Genomic DNA, 17,878 nt, shown 5'->3' with positions numbered 1-17,878 from the left:
TCCCGAACCCGGACGGGCGCTCAGGTCCGCGAGACCGTCCCGCAGCCCTCCTGCTGGTCCGCCTCGATGCCCTTGCTCCGGTCGTAGGGGTCCATCGGGGGCCCCGACGGGGTCGGTCCGGTGAGCGGGTCGTCGTCGAAGCCCGGGTGCATGAAGCCGTCGTACACGTCGCAGGCGCTGTTGGCGACGTCGTTGCCGTACTGCACGAGCCAGAGCGTGCCCGGGGTCGACTCCCACTTGCGCGGGTCGGCGATGGAGAAGGTCAGCTCGCGGCGCACGATGGTCCGCTCCACCTGGTCCGCTCCGTCCTTCGCCTTCACCAGCGGGTAGACGAAGGAGTAGTCGGCGCGTACGTGGGCCTGGCCGGCCCCCTCGCCGGGTTCCACCCACATCCGGCCGCGGACCTTCACCACCTCGCCCACGGGCTTGGCCTCGGCCGGGTCGAACCGGCTGAAGACGAACAGCGGGTCGTTCTCCCTGCTGGGCTGCGCCAGGGAGGTGTCCAGCAGCTTGCGCGTCTCGCGGTCCAGCGGGTCGAGCAGGTCCAGCGCCGCCTTGGGCCGCTCGCCGCGCAGGGTGGCCGCGTCCAGGTTGGACGCGACCAGGAACGCCTTCGCCTGCTCCAGCGCCTTCGCCACCTTCTCCTTGGACATGCCTCCGACGGCCGTGGCCTCCGGTATCTCGATGCCCGCCGCCCCGTCGGCCCACTGGAGGGCCGGGGAACCTCGGAACGGCTCCGCGAGGGTGGGCCGGTCGGGGTCCACTGCTTCCGGCGGCGCGCTCGGGCGTTCGGACTCCGCGGGCAGCGGAGGGGCTTCGCGGGCCTCCTGCCTGGCCTCGGCCTTGCCGGTGAGGCGGTCGATGAGCAGCTCCGGCCGTACGGCGATCAGCGCGAGAGCGGCGATGAAGACCACGGCCCCGGTCGCCTTGAGGCGCCGCCGGGACGCGGCCCGGCCGTTGCGCTCCTGCCACGCGGGGCCGGTGCGCCAGCCCGGCGGGTCGTTCCGGGGCGGCGCGGACCTGCCGAAGCGCCTGCGCTGCTCGGCGGCCCGCTGCTCGTCCTCGCGCCGGAGCCGTTCGGTCACCATCCGCGCCCGTGCGGACGGCTCCTTCGGAGCCCGGTCGGAGGCGTCCGGTCCCTGGTCGTCGTTGTTCGTCATGTGTCCCGCCCCTGTGTTCTACCGCGAAGGCCCTGGTCAAGACAGTGATGCCGGGCTCCGCACCTTGCGGTGCGGAGCTTCTCACAGTGCGTACGGGCGGGCCCCCACCGGGTCACCGGCGGGCGGTGCTCAGTCCAGCAGCTGGGCGCGCAGCCGGGTGATGACGCTTTCGTCGACGCCGAGGTGGCCGGTCGCATACGCGTGCACCGAGCCGTAGGTGGCGGCGAGTTCTGCCAGGAACAGTCTGATCACCACTTCGGGCGCACGCCCGTAGCCGGGCCAGTTCAGGGTCCGGTCCGGGTTGGCCGCCCGCCAGTCCTCGATCAGACGCTGCGTCGCCCGTTCCGTGAGTGCGAAGTCGGCGGCGATGTCGTCCTCGTCCACGCCGAGGAGCGAGAGCACCAGGGCCGCGAGCAGCCCCGTACGGTCCTTGCCCGAGGCGCAGTGGAAGACCTGCGGGCCGTCCCCGTCCGCGATCAGCTCCAGGGCCTGGCGCAGCTCCTCGGCCCCGTCGAGGGCGACTTCGGCGTAGCGGTCGGCGAGGTAGCGCCACGGGTCGAGGGCCGGGTCGATCTCGGCCTGGTCGTACGGGCGGTGCTCGACGCTGAGGTTGGCGTAGGCGATGGTCCCGTGCTCGGGCATGCGGCCCTTGGCCTCGATCTCCCACGGGTAGCGCAGGTCGATCACCGTCCGTACGCCGAGGGCGAGGAACTGCTCCCAGTCCTCCCCCTGGAGCTTGGCGAGGGAGTCGGACCGGTACAGCCGCCCCCATCGCAGGGTGCGTCAGTCCCGGGTGCGGTAGCCGCCCAGGTCGCGGAAGTTGTGCAGGCGCCGGAATCCCACGTGTCGTGTCACGGACAACAGCCTAGGAGCACGGTCCCCGAAGCCTCGCGGCCCCCCGGACGGTGCAGCCGTGGCACGTTTTGCCGGACTCCGCGCGGTCCGGCCCGGAGCGTCCGGACGGCGACCGGGCGGGTACGGGTGGACGATGGTACGTAGCCCGCGGGTCCGGACCCCGGGCCGCCCGCGGCCGGGCGCCGACGGGTCGAACACCCACGAGGACCGACCGATGACCGACCACCGACGAACGGCGAGCTGAAGGGGGCGTCCGGATGGACACGAGCGATGCCTTCACGGAGGGCGGCGCCGCGCAGCTGCGGGCGGGGGCCTCCGCGCCGAGCGGGCTCCTCGACGTGCTGAACGTGGCCGCGGTCGTCCTCGACTCCGAAGGCCGGATCGCCCTGTGGAGCCCGCAAGCCGAGCAACTGTTCGGCTGGTCCGCCCGCGAGGCGCTGGGACAGCCCGCGGCGCGGCTGCTGGCCTCCAAGGAACACCTGGGGCTGGTGACGGAACTCTTCGCCCGCGTCATGGGCGGCGCCGGGGACTGGGCCGGCGCCTTCCCCGTCCGCCACAAGGACGGCGGCCAGCGGCTGGTCGAATTCCGCAACATGCGGCTGCTCGACGAGCACGGCGACCTGTACGCCCTCGGCATCGCGACCGACCGCACCCGGCTGCGGCAGCTGGAGCGGGACCTGGCCCTGTCCGCACGCCTGGTGGCCCAGTCCCCGATCGGGCTCGCGGTGCTGGACACGGAACTGCGGTACGTGCTGGTCAACCCCACGCTGGAGCGCATCAACGGGATGCCCGCCGACCGGCACATCGGCCGCCGCGTCCGGGACGCCCTGTCGTTCCTGGACGACGCGGAGGCCGTCGAGTCGGCGATGCGCCAGGTCCTGGCCACCGGCAGACCGCTGGTCGACCAGTTCACCGCCGGTCACACCCACGGCGACCGGCGTACGGAACACGCCTGGTCGGTGTCGTACTACCGGCTGGAGGACGCCACCGGGCGGGTCCTGGGCCTGGCCACCTCCGTGGTGGACGTCACCCAGAGTCACCAGGCCGCCAAGGAAGTGGCGCACAGTCGCCGGCGGCTCGCCCTGATCGCCGACGCCAGCGTCCGCGTCGGTACGACCCTGGACCTGGACCAGACCGCCCGCGAGCTGGCCGACGTGGTCGTGCCCGAACTCGCCGACATCGCCGCGGTGGACATCCTCGACTCGGTGCTCGAAGGCCGCCCCAGCCTGAAGTCCTCGGCGCACGAGCCGGCGGTGTTCCGCGCGCTGGCCCTGGCGGCCGCCTTCCCCAGCGAGGCGGTCCGCGCCGCGGACCCGCCGGGGGACATCGCCCAGTACGACGCGGACCGGCTGGTCACCCAGTCCGTGACCAGCGGCCACCCGATCCTGGTGGCCCACGTGCAGGCCAGCGACCTGTCCCGGATCGCCCGCGACGAGGACGCCGCCGCCCTGCTGGCCCGCGCCGGGCTGCGGTCCTACCTGGCCGTGCCGCTGATCGCCCGCGGCGAGGTGCTCGGCGCCCTCGACCTCAAGCGCACCCGCAACCCGCTGCCCTTCGACGACGACGACATCGTCCTGGCCGGTGAACTGGCCGCACGTGCCGCGGTGTCCATCGACAACGCCCGCTGGTACCGCAACGCGCACCACACCGCGCTGGCCCTCCAGCAGCACCTCCTCCCCCACCACCCGCCGCAGTCCGCGGGCCTGGAGGTCGCCTACCGGTACCGGCCCGCGGCGGCCAGCAGCGAGATCGGCGGGGACTGGTTCGACGCCATCGCCGGGCCGGACGACACCATGGTGCTCGTCATCGGCGACGTGATGGGCAGCGGCATCAACGCAGCGGCCAGCATGGGACAGTTGCGCACCGCCACCCGTACCCTCGCGGAGCTCGCGCTCGAACCCACCCAGGTGCTCCAGCAGTTGGACCGCACCACCGCCGGCCTGGAGGAGACCATCGCGACCTGCGTGTACGCCGTGTACGACCCGAACCGGTGCGAGTGCCGGATCGCGGTCGCCGGTCACCTGCCGCCGGTGCTCATCCGCTCCGGGCACGCCCCCGAACTCCTGGACCTGCCCACCGGCGCCCCGCTGGGCGTGGGCGGGATCCCCTTCGAGACCACGACCGTACGGATGGATCCCGACGACCTGCTGGTGCTGTACACCGACGGGCTGGTGGAGACCCGGGACCAGCCCATCGACGAGAGGCTCGACGTGCTCCTCAGCCTCCTCGCCGACACCAGCAGCCCGCTCGAAGAGACCTGCGACCGGCTGTTGGACGCCCTGCGCAGGCCGGACGACCACGACGACGTCGCCCTGGTCATCGCCCGCGCCAAGCGACGGGTCCGGTGAACGGTCCTCCCGCGCACCCCGCGAAGACGCATACTCGGACCATGGCTGACACCATCACCGTAGAGGTCGACTCCGACGTCCACGACCGGCTCACCGCCCTCGCCGCGGCCCGCGGGATGAGCCTGCCCGACTACCTCGCCGCGCTCGCAGCCGCCCAGGAGAACGAGGCCGGACTCGAGCGCGCCACCCGGGCCTTCGAGGCAGCCGTCGAACGCCCTGGCTTCCGCGAGGGCTTCGCCCGCGACTTCAGGGCAGCGGCACTCCCCGGGCAGTGATCCACAGCTCGTACCACTCCTCGTGCGTGAGGTCCGGCTCGCGCAGGGCCGCGTCGCGGCAGGCCCGGATGCGGTCGGGCCGGGCGGTGCCGATGACGGGCGCGATGCCCGCCGGATGCCGGGCCAGCCACCACAGCAGCACCGTTTCGGGCGTCGTCCCCTTGCGCCGGGCGAGCTCCGCCAGCAGGTCCGCGGTGGCCCGTTCGGCGGGCGTCTGCTGAAGGCCCGTGAAACGGCCCTGCGCCAGCGCGCCCCAGGCCTGGAGGCGGATGCCGTGGTCTCGGCAGTGCTCCAGGGTGCCGAACGGGAAACCGTTGCCGGTGGCCCCCGCCGTGTTGAGCAGGACCCCGGCCTCCACCCAGTCGCGGCTGTGCAGGCTCATCTCCAGCTGGTTCGCCACCAGCGGTACGTCGAGACGGGCCTGGAGACCGGCGATCTGCGCGGCGCCCATGTTGGACACGCCGAAGTGCCGTACGAGGCCCTGGCGGTGCAGGGACGTCAGCGCGGCCGCGGTGTCGTCCACGTCCGCCAGCGGGTCGGGCCGGTGCAGCAGCAGGACGTCGATGACGTCGGTGCGCAGCCGGGTCAGGCTCTCCTCCACCCGGCGCAGGATGCTCTCGCCGCGCAGGTCGTACCGGCCCGGGCCGTCCTTGTCGGCGAGCCGGATGCCGCACTTGGTCTGGAGCGTGATGCGCCCGCGCAGCCCGGGGGTCCGGGCGAGGACCTCGCCGAACACGGCCTCGGCCTTGCCGTGCCGGTAGATGTCGGCGTGGTCGAAGGCGGTGATGCCGCTGTCGAGGGCGGCTTCGACCACCGCCTCGGCGGCATCGATGTCGCCCGGCGCGTACGGGCCGGGATCCCAGCTCCCGCCCAGACCCATGCATCCGTACAGCACCCGGTCGCCGCTCATGTCCGTACTCGTGTTCGTCGCCACGCGCCTACCTTAGGGGCTCACCGCGGATCACTGACTGCTCGCGGCGGGGCGGACGACGATCTCGTTGACGTCGACGTCCGCGGGCTGGCCGACGGCGTAGGCGATGGCCTCCGCGATGGCGGAGGCGGGCAGGGCCACGGCCCGGTAGGTCTTCATGGCCTCCCTGGCCGCCGGGTCCGAGATGCCCTCGGCGAGCTCGGAGGCGGTCACCCCCGGGGACACCAGCGTGACGCGGATGTTCCCCGTGGACTCCTGGCGCAGCCCCTCGGAGATCGCGCGGACGGCGAACTTGGTGGCGCAGTAGACGGCGGCGGTGGGCGAGACCTCGTACGCGCCGACGGAGGCGATGTTCACGAAGTGCCCGCCGCCTTGGGCGTGCATCACCGGCAGCCCGGCGGCGATGCCGTGCAGCACTCCCCGCACGTTCACGTCGATCATGCGGTCCCACTCCCGCGTCTTCAACGCGTCCAGCGGCGAGAGCGGCATCACCCCGGCGTTGTTGACTATCACGTCCACACGGCCGAAGCGCTCCCGGGCGGCGGCCACGAAGGCCCGGACGTCCGCGGCGTCCGTGACGTCCAGCCGCCGGAAGGCCGCGGTGCCGCCCGCGGCGGTGATCTCCGCGGCGAGCGCGTCGAGCCGGTCGGTACGCCGGGCTCCGAGGAACAGGCGGTGACCGTCTGCGGCGAGCCTGCGGGCGGTCGCCTCCCCGATCCCGCTGCTCGCTCCGGTGACCGCCACGGCCTTGGTTGCGTACGTCATGTCGTTCTTCCCTTCCGATGGACCACGAGGACTGCCCGGCCGAGTCTGGGCGGGCCCGGAGCCACGGGCCAGGACGCGTCCTGCCCGGGTGCGGCGCACCCAGGCAGCGCACTGCCCCGGTGCGGGCCCGGGGCCTAGCCTGGGGACATGACCGACAACCAGCTGGGAGAGTTCCTGCGCGCCCGCAGGGCGGGCCTGCGGCCCCGGGACGTGGGCATGCCGAGTCACGGCGTACGCAGGGTCACCGGCCTGCGCCGGGAGGAGGTGGCCGTCCTGGCCGGGGTGAACTCGGACTACTACACCCGCCTGGAGCAGGGGCGCGAACGCCACCCCTCGGCCCAGGTGCTCGACGCCCTGGGCCGCGCCCTGCGGCTGGAGCCCGACGCCCGCGCACACCTGCACCAGTTGGCCCGCGCGCTCCCGGGCCACCCGTCCCCCCGCCCGACGGACCGGGTCGGCCCCGCACTTCGCCGGATGCTGGACGGCTACCCCGGCGCCCCGGCCTTCGTCGTCAACCCGGCCCTGGACGTCCTGGCGGCCAACGCCCTGGCCGAGGCCCTGTACTCGCCCTTCGCACAGGCCGACAACCTGGCCCGCATGACGTTCCTCGACCCCGCCGGCCGGTCCTTCCACACCCGGTGGGACCGTACGGCCCGGGCCGCCGTGGGCCACCTGCGCCAGGCGGCCGGGCTTTGGCCGGACGACCCGCGGCTACGGGAGCTCCTGCGCGAGCTCACCGCGCACAGCGCCGACTTCACGCGCCTGTGGAACACCCACGCCGTCCACGGCAAGACCCAGGAGGCCAAGGATCTCCACCACCCGGACGTCGGCCCCCTGTCCCTCACCTACCAGGCCTTCGACGTGCGCGACGCCCCGGGCCAGCTGCTCGTCGTCTACCAGGCCGAACCGGGCAGCCCCAGCGCCCAGGCCCTCGGCCTCCTCGGCTCCCTCCACGCCACCGCCGGGCGCGTGTACTGACGTACCGTCAGGTCTGGCCCGGACCGTGTTGCGGAACGGTTCGGTCCCCCCGATGTGCCGTCTGACCGGCGCATACCCAATGATGTCCGGATGCAGAGACACACGGAGTCCGGGACGCGGCGCGTCCGCCGCGGGCTGGGGCGCGGCGCGGCGACCCTGAGCCTGCTCGCCTCCGTGGCGTGTTCGACCGCGCAGCAGGCCCCGGCGACGGTGGCATCGGCCCCGAAGCCGGACGAACTCACCGTCGCCACCTGGAACATGTGCGGGGTGGAGCAGTGGGGCTGTGACCGGACCGGCGGCCCTCAGGACAAGTTCCGGCAGGTCCGCGACCTGGTCGGCGAGCACGGCGTGCGGGTGCTGCTCCTCCAGGAGGTGTGCTCGGAGGACCTCGTCGCCTCGGCCGTGCGGCTGGGTCCGGAGTGGCACAGTGCGTTCGAGCCGTACGAGGAGGTGGCCGCGGAGGGTGCGCGTACCTACGTCGACTGCACCGGCGAGGGCCGCGGCCGGGCCGGTTACGGTCTGCTGGCCGCGTCCCCGCTCACGGAGGTGGGCCCCGTCCCGACCGAGCAGCCCACGGTGGGCCTGCACCGCGGCATCCTGTGCGCCCAGGTCCCGGCCCAGGGCATCCGGGTGTGCAACGCGCACATCGCGCTGCGCGAGAGCGACACCGTGCACCCCGACTGGGACTTCCGCGACGAGCAGTTGCGCTCGCTGATGACGGCCGCGGGCGCCGGAGCACGAACCGTCCTCGGCGGCGACTTCAACTCTCCGCCGCCGACCCGCAAGAACGCGGGCGCCTGGGTGTGGCCGCGGGAGATGTACGAGGCCTACCGCGAGTGCGACCAGAAGGGCGACTCCCGGGAGGGACGCTCCACGTACGTGGACGACACGAAGATCGACTACCTGTTCACGAAGCTGCCCCGTACCTCCTGCGAGGTGGTCGACACCAAGGCCTCCGATCACCGTCCCCTGGTGATGCGGGTGAGCCGTCCCGACGCGGCCGGGGGCTCTGCGCAGGGTCAGTAGCCCGCCATGAAGTGGCGGCCCGGGGCCTGCACGGGGTGGCCGTTGCCCACGGTGAACGGCACCGTGATCCACGAGGACGCATTGCCGGCCGCACCCACCGCGATGGCCTCGACGAAGTGCGCTCCCCCGTTCCAGGCCCAGCCCGCGTCCCAGCTCCAGCTGCCGTCGGTGCCGACTCCACATGCTCCGAGGGCGGCGCCGCCCTCCTGGAACTCCACCCGCACGGCGCCCGGGGCATGCCCCATGAAGATCACGGCGGGGCCCGGCACGTGCTGGCGCGCGGCCGGGGCCGTCACGGTCAGCACGAGGGGCCGGACCGGTGCGGGTACCGGTGCCGCCACCTGCGCGGGCATCTGCACGGCTGCCGGGGCCGGCATCGACGCGGCTTCGAGGGCGGCCTCGGGATCCACGGCCGTGAAGATCACTTCGGTGCGCTCGGACTGGTAGTTGTGGGCGTCGGCGGCGAACACCTTCAGGACGTGGCGCCCGATGCCCCAAGGCTGCTCCCGCTGCCAGGTCCAGCTGCCGTCCGCGGCGACGGGTGCCGCGCCCTGGTACTTGCCGTCCTTCCAGAAGCTGACCCGCACCGCGTGCACGGGGGCGGTTCCGGCGATGCGGACGGCGTTGCCGGGTATGCGGTCGTCCGGTGCCGGCACCAGCACGGTCGGCCGGGGGAACGAGTCACCCCTCACCTGGGAGGTCTCACCGAGGTACGTGTCGATGCCGGAGGTGTCACGGCGCGGCTGCTCGTGGCCGAAGCGGACCGCGCCCACCCGGGGGACGATGCCCTCGACGAGGATGTTGAGCAGCCCCATGACGGTGGGCAGGTTGCGCGGCACCACCGTGCTGTGATCGGTCACCAGCGGAGAGTCGTTGAACAGGAAGTTGAAGTTCTCGTAGCCCTGGAAGAGACCGAGGAACGGCTCCACCTGGCGCTCGTACTGGGCGTCCTGGGGAGAAGAGATCAGGTAGATGTTGGCGGAGCGGTTCGCCCCGCTGCGCACCAGGTCGGGGAGCACCGAGTCGAGTACGCGGACGTGTCGCTCCGTCACGTCGCCCATCATCAGCTTCGCCGCACCCGGGATGCCCTCCTGCACGTACGTACCGATCAGGAACTGCGGCACGCTGGTCACGATGTTCCTGGCACCGTACTTCAGACCGAAGTACAGGGCCGCGCTGCCACCCTTGGAGCTGCCGATCATGGTGCAGTCGTCCGGAGTGAGCTCCAACGCCCCGAGGACCCGCCCGATCAGCCCGGCGACGGACCTCTCGACGGCGAAGTCCATCCCCTTGCACAGGTAATAGCTGTTCGCGCCGTCGAACAGGTCGCGGACCCACAGGATGTTCGAACGGACCTTGTCCAGGACCCCGTTCGACATCCCGTACTCGCCCGGAGCCGTGAAGTTGGCGAAGACCACGACGAGGTGCCGGTTCCCGTTCCTCGCGTGCGAGAAGCGGTACTCGACGGGCACCTCGCCGGACGAGTCCACGCCCGTGAAGATGCGGCGGGCGTCCTGGGCGGCCTTAGACATGTTCCGAATCCATTCGTCGCGCCGGCTGTCGCGGCATCTGGTCGAGGGTGTGTCCGGGCCAGCAGGGGTCCTGGCCGACGACGTGGCGGCGGGTCGCGGCCCCGACGGCCGGTGCCTGGGCGTGGGCGGGGTCGAGGTCACCGCCGGCGATCAGGATGCGGTCGGTCAGACGGGCCGCGGCGTGGCCGTCGTCGAGGTCGCAGAACTCCTGCTGGAACCAGCGGTAGCGGGCGGCGTAGTCCTGCTGTACCCGGCCGATGTGGCGGATCGCCCCGACGAGTTCCGCTGAGCTGTACAGCAGCGGTCCGGGCGCTGACTTCTCGAAGTCGAAGTAGAAGCCGCGCAGGGTGTCCCGGTAGTGGTCGAGGTCGTAGGTGAAGAACAGGATCGGACGCCCGGTGTTGACGAAGTCGAACATCAGGGAGGAGTAGTCCGTGATCATCACGTCGGTGATGAGGGAGAGGTCCGCCATGTCCGGGTAGTCGGACACGTCGTGGACGAATCCGTCGCCCGCGCCGGGGACCGGGTCCACGACGTTGGGGTGGCGCCGCACGAGCAGTACGTGGTCCTGCTGGAGCTGCGCGCGGGCGTCGTCCAGGTCGATGCGGAAGTCGAGCTTGTACTTGCCGGGCGCGTAGAACTGGTCGTCGCGCCAGGTCGGCGCGTACAGGACGACCTTCTTGCCAGGCGGCAGGCCGATGCGGCGGCGCACCTCGGCCGCCCGCTGGGCGGAGTCCGCGCGGCGCAGCACGTCGTTGCGCGGGTAGCCGCTCTCGACCATCTCGCCGGGGAAGCGGAAAGCGCGCTGGAGGATGGGGGTGCTGAAGCTGTTCGGGGACACCAGCATGTCCCAGTTCTGCACCTCCTTCTCCACCCGTTCCAGGTACCGCTTGTCCGCGAAGTGCACGGCCTCGATGTCGTGGCCGATCTTCTTGAGCGGGGTGCCGTGCCAGGTCTGTACGACGATCTGGCCCGCGCGCTTCTGGAACCAGTCGGGCAGGTGGTTGTTGGCGACGACGTACCGGGCGCGGCCCAGGGCCTCGTACCACTCCGGGGACCACATGCGGACCTGGCGGGCGGTCGGGGGGACGGCGACCTGGTCGTCGCGCACCACCCACAGGTGCTCGACGGGGACGCCGCGGCGGACCATCTCCTCGTGCAGTGCGCGCGGGCTGTCGGAGTACTGCGTCCCCTTGAAGGCGTCGTAGAGCACGGCCTGCGTCAGCGGCTTGCGGCGCGCGTCCGGGTAGGTCTTGGTGCGCATCAGCTTCTGCCGGTACGGGCCGCGGGCCGTGTCGGGCATCGCGGAGTGGACCAGGAGGGAGAGCCGGTCGTAGGCCTCCGCCTGGAGTTCGTAGCGGCGTTCGTCCCTGGTCATCTCGCTCGGGAGGGCGGGGATCAGTTCCTGCGTCATCTTGACCATGAGGTCGTTGGACCGGTTCTCAGGGGTGACCGCCGAGGGGTCCTGGCGGCGCAGGAAGAAGTCCCAGCGGCCGGAGGCGAGCGGGATGTCTCCGGCCAGCGTGCGTACGGCGGCGGGGGACAGCACGAAACGGAACTCCTGGCCGTACCAGGTGATCGGGAGGACCCGTTCGGCGCCGTGCGCCCTCGACCGGACGACGATGTGGGCCGACGCGTACTCGGGCGCGCTCAGCATGTCCTCCGCCGCGTATCCGACGACGACCTCCAGCGAGCCGTCTTCGCGCCACGTGGCCGACTTGGCCAGGGGCAGGGTGTCGCGTTCGAACAGCACCACGTATCCGGAGCCGTTGCGGTGCACGAACACCTCGCGGTCCCCCGCCTCCGTCTGCAGGGCCTCGGGCAGGCGGTAGTGGCCGTCGGTGGCCGTCTCGGCCATGACGGGGTAGATGGCCGACTTGCGGCCCTCGACGTGGAGGGTGGTCTGCCAGCCGTTGCTGCCCGTGTTCCAGGTCTGCGGTATACCGTCGCCGGAGACCGTGCGGTGGCCGGGGACCAGGCCCTTGACGGGGATGCGGGTCACGAAGGTGCACCAGCCCTCGCCGCCGTACTTGAAGTGGACCCAGGAGTCGTTGCGTCCGGCGCCGCCCATGCTGGTGACCCGGAACTTTCCCCACTCCGGCACCTTGGGCCCGAGGTAGACCCCGCCGAGTTCGAGGTGGTCACCGACGATGCGGTGGCGGCTGATGCGGCACCGCACGGTCTCCACCCGGAGCTTGAGCTTGCCCTGGAGGAAGAGGGGGACGACCCGGGTGTTCTTGTCCACGTACCGGTAGGGCGGGTTGGCGGCGGTGCCCGCGCCGCCGCGGTTGAGGCCCTTGTAGCGGAACAGCCCGCGGCTCAGCACGCCGGCGGCCACGTCCCAGGTGCCCTCGGTCCACTCGCCCTTGCGCTTGAGCCGCGTGACGTCGAAGCGGACCTGGAAGCCGGACCAGTCGTAGCAGTAGCGGCTCTGCTGGGAATGCTCGGTGGCCTGCGGGTAGTAGGTGGTCTTCGCCTTCGCGACGAGCACGCGGCCCTGCTTCTTGTTGCGCAGGGCGATCGCCTTCATCGACATGTGCCGCTTGTGCACGTTGATGAACCGGACGTAGGCGGAGCCCTCCAGCGTCAGCTGCCCCGAGTCGTCCCAGCGGGCGCCCGTCAGCGAGCCGTGCAGGGAGAGTTCCTTGTCGAGCCGGTAGGCGCTCTTGTCGAGGCCGACCGAACGGTCGCCGAGATACGGGTAGTTGAGGTAGCGGTGCAGACGCCGCTGCACGGGCAGCGGACCGCCCTTGCGCTCGAACTCGACGACGTCGAGCAGTTCCTTCAGCCGTCCCTCGCGCACCAGGAGCCACTTGACCCGGGCGTCGGCGGGCAGTTCGCCGATGATGTCGTCGTCGGCCTCGTCCAGGAACTCGTTCGCCCAGTGCATGAAGGCGTCGCGGTACTCCTCGTCGGCGTCCGGCAGCACCTTCAGGTGCAGCATCAGGTCCGATTTGAGGCAGGCGAGGTCGTACTTGCGCTTGTGCTCGCTGTAGGAGCGGGCGCGGTGTCCGGCGAGGAAGCGGCTGACCGACTGCACGGCGGAGACGCGGTCGCGCAGATTGCTGAACTCGGTGTGCCGCTGGGTGATGGAGGGTGCGGCCCCGCCCTCGCGCCTGCGCCAGAAGTAGACGATGTCGGTGAGGATGTCCACCTTGGCCGCGCGGAAGTGGGCGAACATGTTCACCCACGAGTCCTCGTACAGGACGCCCTCGGGGAACGCGATGTAGTGGTAGTCCCAGAACGCCCTCCGGAACACCTTGTTCCACACGGTCCGGTCGTAGATGAGCTCCGGAAGCTTGGTGATGTGCGTGCCGCGCCTGCTGCGCTGCATCGGCGCCTTGTGCAGCGGTGACTGCCATCTCTTGCTGGAGTTCATCATCTGCACGTTGCCCGAGACGAAATCCGAACCCGATGCTTCGAGGGTCCGCACGAGCAGCTCGTAGGCGTACTCGGGGATCACGTCGTCGCCGTCGACGAACGCCAGGAACTCCGCCTGGGGATGGGCCGCGCGGATGCCGACGTTACGGGCGTGTCCCGGCCCCATCGCGTCCTGCCGCAGCAGCCTGAACCGGGGGTCGCGCTGCGCGAAATCCGTGGCGATCGCGGTGGAGGAGTCGGTCGAGCCGTCGTCGACCATGATGACTTCGAGGTCGCGGAACGTCTGCCTCGCTATCGACTCCAGACATTCCGCGAGGTATATCTCGACATCCTGAAAGGGCACGACGACGCTCAGGCGGGGCATACCTGCCACTCAGAAAACTCCTCGATCGTCACACCCGGCGCCACCTCACGCCGAGCTGCTGCGACACACCGCTGGACCCGCCCCTGACCCCGGCCGTACATCGCTCCCCCTGCTTCCCCCACCGCGCAACCTGCGATCCGCACACTTATGCGAGCCTCACAGAGCCTGCGCAGCGTAAGCCAATTGATGAACGGCGAGCAAGTGTGAGGCAGGCCGTCAGCCCACTTGGCGTTCACGCATGCGAACAGGCGACGCCGAGCGGGCGCCGGAGCCGCGCCAACTCCCACCGGTCCGGGGCGAAGTAGGGGGAACCATCCGTTCCGCTCACCCGGGCCCGCGGGCCGGTGAGAAAGGTCACCCCACCGTCTGCCACGCACCGAAGGCCAGACCCGCTTCGGACAGGTCCTGCCGGGCTGTCCGCAGCGTCCCGTCCGTACCGATCATCGCGATCGCGACCGAGCCACGGGCGTCGAGGGCCACGGCCGGGAGCCCCGCGCACCGGTCCCCCACTGGGGCCCACCAGGCACCGTAGTGCTCACCCTCCGTGGGGTAGGCCGCGATCTCCGGGTGTCCCCCGGCGCCCCGCTGCAACAGGACCGTGCAGTCGTATCCGTTGATGCGCGTACGCACCACGCCGACCGGCCCGGTCCCGCCCGCGCCTCCCAGCGGCATGAGCTGCGGCCCCATGCCGGCCGGAGCCTTCGGCCGGCAGGCGACGACACTGCCGTCCGACGGGTGCCGCCAGAAGTAGGTGGCGGAACCGGGGCCCGTCTCGAAGCAGCTGTACGTGCCCTCCACCGCGTCGGCCTCCATCCGCCCCCGCCACCTCAGGGCGCTCCCCGGGACGTCCTGGCCCCAGTACGAGGCCCCGCCCCGGAACGGGGCGAGGAACTCCGCGCACCCCTGGGACGTCACCAGCGGCACCACGGCGCCGCGCACCCACTGCCCCTGGAGGTCGGCCCACTCGCCCCACCGGCCGTCGGCGTACTGGGTCCGGGCGCGCACACCGGCCCCGAACCGGGAGACGACGACGTGCAAGGAGCCCGCACCGTCGCACAGGACCACCGGGTGGACCGGCGCGGGAGCCTCGCTCCCGTGGTCCGGGAACGGATCGCCCACCGTGCGCCAGTCACCGAGCGGCCGGCCGCTCTGGTACTGGGCCGCGATGACGAGCTCCTGACCGCCCGGGGCGGCGCCGTCCCGCTGCCGTGCGGCGGCGAACCAGACGAAGCCGTCGGTGTGCTGCGCCAGCGTGAACCGTCCGCTCCAGCGCTCCACGGGGAACAGCTCGGGCCCCTGCCAGCGGTCGGAGCCGGGGGCGGATTCCGTCCACCGCACCACGCCCTCGGCGCAGCTCGCGTAGGCGGTCAGGCGGCCGTCGCGGCCCAGGCGCAGCCAGCCCGGGGCCTGTTGGCCGTCTTCGGCCGCCGCGGATATGCCGGGGCCCAGGAGCGCGGGCGGGCCGGTGGTCTGGCTCCGGTCCGCTTCCGCACGTCCGCGTCGCACCATGTCCAGCCCACTCCCGCCGTGCTCGTACTCGTACTCGTGCTCGTGCTCGTGCTCGTTCCGCTTCGGTCCGTCCGGCCCGACGGGCCGGGGGACAACCTACGTCAGTCCCGAGCGGCGGCCGGTGCCGGGGAGGGCGGCGCACCCCGGTTTCAGTGGCCCCCGCGCGGTTCCGTGCAGCCGCCCTCCACGTACACCGCGTGGGCGGTCACCTCGGCCGGGCTGCCGAGCTGTCCGGTCACGCACGGGCCGGCCCCCTGGACGAAGAAGGTGAAGCCCAGCGCCCCGCCGGTGCGGTGGACCTCTCCGCTCGCGAGCTCGTAGCCCATCGCCTTGAGCGCCGACGCCAGTGACTCCTCGGTGGCCGGCGTGACCACGCCCGGCCCGGTCAGGGCCTGCTTGATGCGCTGCGCGTGGGCCTCGCCACGGCACTTGGCCTCGGGCGTGAGCTTGCCCTGCTTCTTGAAGGCGTGGTTCTCCGCGTACTTGGCCGCCTCCGGATCGGTGGGCAGGGCGTCCGGCGTGGCGGGCGCGGCCGGTGTCGCGGGCGGTGCCGCGGCCGTCGCCGCCGCGCCCTCGGCCGCGCAGCGGGCGGCGATGTCCGGGAACGCCTTGTCGTGCCGGGCCTTGGCGGCCGCTGCGTCCGCCGCGAAGTCCGGCGTCGGGGACGGGGACGCCGACGGGGAACCGGAGGCGGCCGACGACGCGGCCGTGTTCCCCTCGTCCGCGGCCGGTTTCGTTCCGCAGGCGGTCAGTGCGAGCAGTCCTGCGGCCAGGGCGGCGGCGAGCGGGGTCCGGCGTATCACGGTGGTCTCCAATTCCCTCACGAGCACGGCAAGCCCGCCGATTATGCCTGGCCGGCCAGGGTGGACCCGCGGCCGCATCCGGGGAGGACCCGGTGCGCGGGCCCGGCCCGGGTGGCGCGCCCGGGCGGCATCGCCTTTCCGCCACTCTTTGTCCTGCACCTGACAATTCAAGGTCCTTGTGTCACGCTCCCTGGCGCACTCCCGCGAGGCCCGCGGGCCTCGCTCCACCCCCACAAGCACGTGCAAGGAGGAGCGACATGAGGCACACCCCCACCCTCACCGCACTCGCCGCACTGGTGATCGCGGCGACCGCCACCGGCACCTCGTCGGCGGTCGCCGCGGGCCCCGCGGCCGATCAGAAGGCCGACGGCGTGATCGTCGTCGCGGGCAGCACCTGCACCTGGACCGGCGCGAACACCAGCGCGCTGCCGCCGAACGCCCTGACCGTCGACCGCACCACGGTCAACAAGCCCGGCGGCAACCTCGCCTGCAGCGGCGGCATCACCGCCACCCTCAACAACAACCCTTCCTTCACCTTCGACGACACCGCCAACCTGGCGCGGACCGAACTCATCGACATCACCGGCCAGCAGAGCTTCATCTCCTGCCGGTACAAGGCGACGAACCTCGTGTGGGACCGCCAGGGGACCACCCGCAAGTACGTCAACCGCGCCTTCACCGCGACCAAGACCTCGGGCAGCTTCCTCTGTCCGGGCTCCGTCACCACCCCCGCCGGGGACGCCTCCATGCTGTTCCACTGACCCCGGACCGCAGCCCTGCCGCGGGCCGCGGGTGTCCCCCGCGGTCCGCGGCAGGTCAGTCCAGCACCGGGTGCGCCTCCGGATGGGCGTCCCACCACTCCTGGTGGAAGCGGTTGTTGGACACGTTGGCCAGGTAGGCGCGGACCGCCGCACGGCACAGGAGGTCCGCCTGGCCCGCGGAGACCGCCGAGCGGTTCCAGGCGAGCCGGATCCGGCCCGTGACCGGGGACCCGACGAGCGGGCGCATCACGGTGCCCGGCGCAGTCGGCGCCGTGGGCTGGCTCAGTGAGACGGCGCGGCCCGCGGCGATCAGGTCGTAGTGCATCTTCCGGTCGGTGATCCGGTAGCGCAGCGAGGGGACGAACCCCGCCTCGGCGCAGGCCGCGACGAGGGCTTCGGGGCCGCCGTCGTCGTCTTCCACCAGCGTCATCCAGGACTCCCCCGCCAGGTCGGCGAGGTCGATCCGGTCCAGGTGCGCGAGCGGGTGCCCCGCCGAGAGCCGGATGCAGAACGGCTCCTTCGGGATGAGGGTCCGCGCCAGGATGCCCTCGGGGAGCGGGACCTCGTGCTCGTTGACCTCCCCGTAGACGATGGCGTCGTACCGTCCCGCGCCGAGCATCCGCGCCAGCGCCGTGACCGAGTCCTCCAGGTCGACGGTGATCTCCTGCCCCGACATGGACAGATCGGTCTGCTCCAGCAGTCCGTCGAGCAGGACCAGCAGGATGCAGCCCAGCCGCAGCGGCGCACCGGGGGCGATCTCGCGCGCCTCGGCGCCCAGGGCGTCCATCTCGCTGAGCACCCGGCGTGCCTTGGCCAGCACGAAGTGCCCCAGCGCGGTGGGTTCCACCCCGTTGCGGCCGCGGACGAAGAGCTCCCCGCCGGTGACCCGCTCGATGCGGCGGAGCTGGGCCGAGAGCGCGGGCTGGGACACCCCCAGGCGCCGCGCCGCGCCACCGAGACTGCCCGCCTCCGCGATGCGGCAGACGGCTTGCAGATGCCTCAACTCCAGCTGCATCCGGGCAGCGTACGCAGCGCGCCGCCGCCGCACCATAACTGCGGCCTTATGCCTGCCGGGATGACCCGAACCCGCCATGTCCACGCTCATACTCGCCCCGAACGCGCACTTATCCCCTGCTTACCTCCCCCCACGATCGGAGTGGACGTTGCAGCCCACCAGATGGACGGCGGCC

Annotated in this window: 14 protein-coding genes; 5 read left to right on the top strand and 9 right to left on the bottom strand. The window is 72.0% G+C overall.

All coding sequences use genetic code 11. From position 1 onward, the window contains the following. Positions 1-20 precede the first annotated feature (20 nt). Both IO30_RS0107690 and IO30_RS40215 read right to left on the bottom strand, forming a co-directional pair. Complete coding sequence (locus IO30_RS0107690; RefSeq protein WP_051902000.1) at positions 21-1,160, bottom strand: hypothetical protein; 1,140 nt, start codon at positions 1,158-1,160, stop codon at positions 21-23. A gap of 129 nt (positions 1,161-1,289) precedes the next feature. Next, positions 1,290-1,937 (bottom strand): tyrosine-protein phosphatase, encoded by a 648-nt coding sequence (locus IO30_RS40215; RefSeq protein WP_078904595.1) that lies wholly within the window; start codon positions 1,935-1,937, stop codon positions 1,290-1,292. Between the two features lie 335 nt (positions 1,938-2,272). Here IO30_RS40215 and IO30_RS0107680 point away from each other — a divergent pair, with 335 nt between their 5' ends. Together IO30_RS0107680 and IO30_RS0107675 are read left to right on the top strand one after the other, a co-directional pair. Continuing rightward, positions 2,273-4,363, top strand: coding sequence for a SpoIIE family protein phosphatase (locus IO30_RS0107680; protein WP_031140594.1), 2,091 nt, complete (start codon positions 2,273-2,275; stop codon positions 4,361-4,363). Positions 4,364-4,404: 41 nt separating this feature from the next. Continuing rightward, complete coding sequence (locus IO30_RS0107675; RefSeq protein ID WP_031140592.1) at positions 4,405-4,638, top strand: antitoxin MazE; 234 nt, start codon at positions 4,405-4,407, stop codon at positions 4,636-4,638. Here the strand turns inward: IO30_RS0107675 and IO30_RS0107670 are convergent. Both IO30_RS0107670 and IO30_RS0107665 read right to left on the bottom strand, forming a co-directional pair. Further along, a complete protein-coding gene (locus IO30_RS0107670; RefSeq protein ID WP_234321559.1) occupies positions 4,610-5,572 on the bottom strand; it encodes an aldo/keto reductase in 963 nt (320 codons plus the stop codon). The genes IO30_RS0107675 and IO30_RS0107670 overlap by 29 nt on opposite strands. A 27-nt stretch (positions 5,573-5,599) precedes the next feature. Then, on the bottom strand, positions 5,600-6,334 hold the full coding sequence (locus tag IO30_RS0107665; protein WP_031140589.1) for an SDR family oxidoreductase: 735 nt from the start codon (positions 6,332-6,334) through the stop codon (positions 5,600-5,602). A 147-nt stretch (positions 6,335-6,481) separates the two neighbouring features. Here IO30_RS0107665 and IO30_RS0107660 point away from each other — a divergent pair, with 147 nt between their 5' ends. Continuing rightward, positions 6,482-7,312 carry a helix-turn-helix transcriptional regulator gene (locus IO30_RS0107660; protein WP_031140587.1) on the top strand — a complete coding sequence of 277 codons (831 nt, stop codon included), beginning with the start codon at positions 6,482-6,484 and terminating at the stop codon, positions 7,310-7,312. Between the two features lie 90 nt (positions 7,313-7,402). After that, on the top strand, positions 7,403-8,338 hold the full coding sequence (locus tag IO30_RS0107655; protein WP_051858976.1) for an endonuclease/exonuclease/phosphatase family protein: 936 nt from the start codon (positions 7,403-7,405) through the stop codon (positions 8,336-8,338). Here the strand turns inward: IO30_RS0107655 and IO30_RS0107650 are convergent. The 4 genes from IO30_RS0107650 to IO30_RS45300 form a co-directional block, all read right to left on the bottom strand. Beyond that, positions 8,332-9,870, bottom strand: a complete 1,539-nt coding sequence (locus IO30_RS0107650; RefSeq protein WP_031140583.1) for a hypothetical protein — start codon at positions 9,868-9,870, stop codon at positions 8,332-8,334. The genes IO30_RS0107655 and IO30_RS0107650 overlap by 7 nt on opposite strands. After that, positions 9,863-13,615, bottom strand: a complete 3,753-nt coding sequence (locus IO30_RS0107645; protein WP_107066857.1) for a bifunctional glycosyltransferase/CDP-glycerol:glycerophosphate glycerophosphotransferase — start codon at positions 13,613-13,615, stop codon at positions 9,863-9,865. The genes IO30_RS0107650 and IO30_RS0107645 overlap by 8 nt, the downstream gene beginning before the upstream one ends. 354 nt (positions 13,616-13,969) lie before the next feature. Then, complete coding sequence (locus IO30_RS0107640; protein ID WP_051901998.1) at positions 13,970-15,124, bottom strand: hypothetical protein; 1,155 nt, start codon at positions 15,122-15,124, stop codon at positions 13,970-13,972. 149 nt (positions 15,125-15,273) lie between these two features. Further along, entirely contained in the window at positions 15,274-15,927 is a 654-nt protein-coding gene (locus tag IO30_RS45300) for a hypothetical protein (RefSeq protein ID WP_157853145.1), read from the bottom strand. Positions 15,928-16,184: 257 nt separating this feature from the next. Between IO30_RS45300 and IO30_RS0107630 the strand changes: the two genes are divergently transcribed. Beyond that, complete coding sequence (locus tag IO30_RS0107630) at positions 16,185-16,688, top strand: hypothetical protein (protein ID WP_031140576.1); 504 nt, start codon at positions 16,185-16,187, stop codon at positions 16,686-16,688. 55 nt (positions 16,689-16,743) lie between these two features. On the opposite strand, the gene IO30_RS0107625 is transcribed toward IO30_RS0107630, so the two are convergent. Next, positions 16,744-17,703 (bottom strand): LysR family transcriptional regulator, encoded by a 960-nt coding sequence (locus tag IO30_RS0107625; RefSeq protein ID WP_031140574.1) that lies wholly within the window; start codon positions 17,701-17,703, stop codon positions 16,744-16,746. Positions 17,704-17,878: the final 175 nt, after the last annotated feature.

Origin of the sequence: Streptomyces xanthophaeus (assembly GCF_000725805.1) — a bacterium.
GTDB classification, from domain to species: domain Bacteria; phylum Actinomycetota; class Actinomycetes; order Streptomycetales; family Streptomycetaceae; genus Streptomyces; species Streptomyces xanthophaeus.
The sequence above is the reverse complement of the archived record's forward strand: the minus strand, read 5'-3'. Positions and strand labels throughout refer to the sequence as shown.

Excerpts from the sequence above, each read along its gene's own strand:
- IO30_RS0107680 (WP_031140594.1), top strand. The coding sequence starts at position 2,273 with ATGGACACGAGCGATGCCTTCACGGAGGGCGGCGCCGCGCAGCTGCGG.
- IO30_RS0107640 (WP_051901998.1), bottom strand. The coding sequence starts at position 15,124 with ATGGTGCGACGCGGACGTGCGGAAGCGGACCGGAGCCAGACCACCGGC.
- IO30_RS0107675 (WP_031140592.1), top strand. The coding sequence starts at position 4,405 with ATGGCTGACACCATCACCGTAGAGGTCGACTCCGACGTCCACGACCGG.
- IO30_RS0107650 (WP_031140583.1), bottom strand. The coding sequence starts at position 9,870 with ATGTCTAAGGCCGCCCAGGACGCCCGCCGCATCTTCACGGGCGTGGAC.
- IO30_RS0107645 (WP_107066857.1), bottom strand. The coding sequence starts at position 13,615 with ATGCCCCGCCTGAGCGTCGTCGTGCCCTTTCAGGATGTCGAGATATAC.
- IO30_RS0107630 (WP_031140576.1), top strand. The coding sequence starts at position 16,185 with ATGAGGCACACCCCCACCCTCACCGCACTCGCCGCACTGGTGATCGCG.
- IO30_RS0107655 (WP_051858976.1), top strand. The coding sequence starts at position 7,403 with ATGCAGAGACACACGGAGTCCGGGACGCGGCGCGTCCGCCGCGGGCTG.
- IO30_RS0107690 (WP_051902000.1), bottom strand. The coding sequence starts at position 1,160 with ATGACGAACAACGACGACCAGGGACCGGACGCCTCCGACCGGGCTCCG.
- IO30_RS0107660 (WP_031140587.1), top strand. The coding sequence starts at position 6,482 with ATGACCGACAACCAGCTGGGAGAGTTCCTGCGCGCCCGCAGGGCGGGC.
- IO30_RS0107625 (WP_031140574.1), bottom strand. The coding sequence starts at position 17,703 with ATGCAGCTGGAGTTGAGGCATCTGCAAGCCGTCTGCCGCATCGCGGAG.
- IO30_RS0107665 (WP_031140589.1), bottom strand. The coding sequence starts at position 6,334 with ATGACGTACGCAACCAAGGCCGTGGCGGTCACCGGAGCGAGCAGCGGG.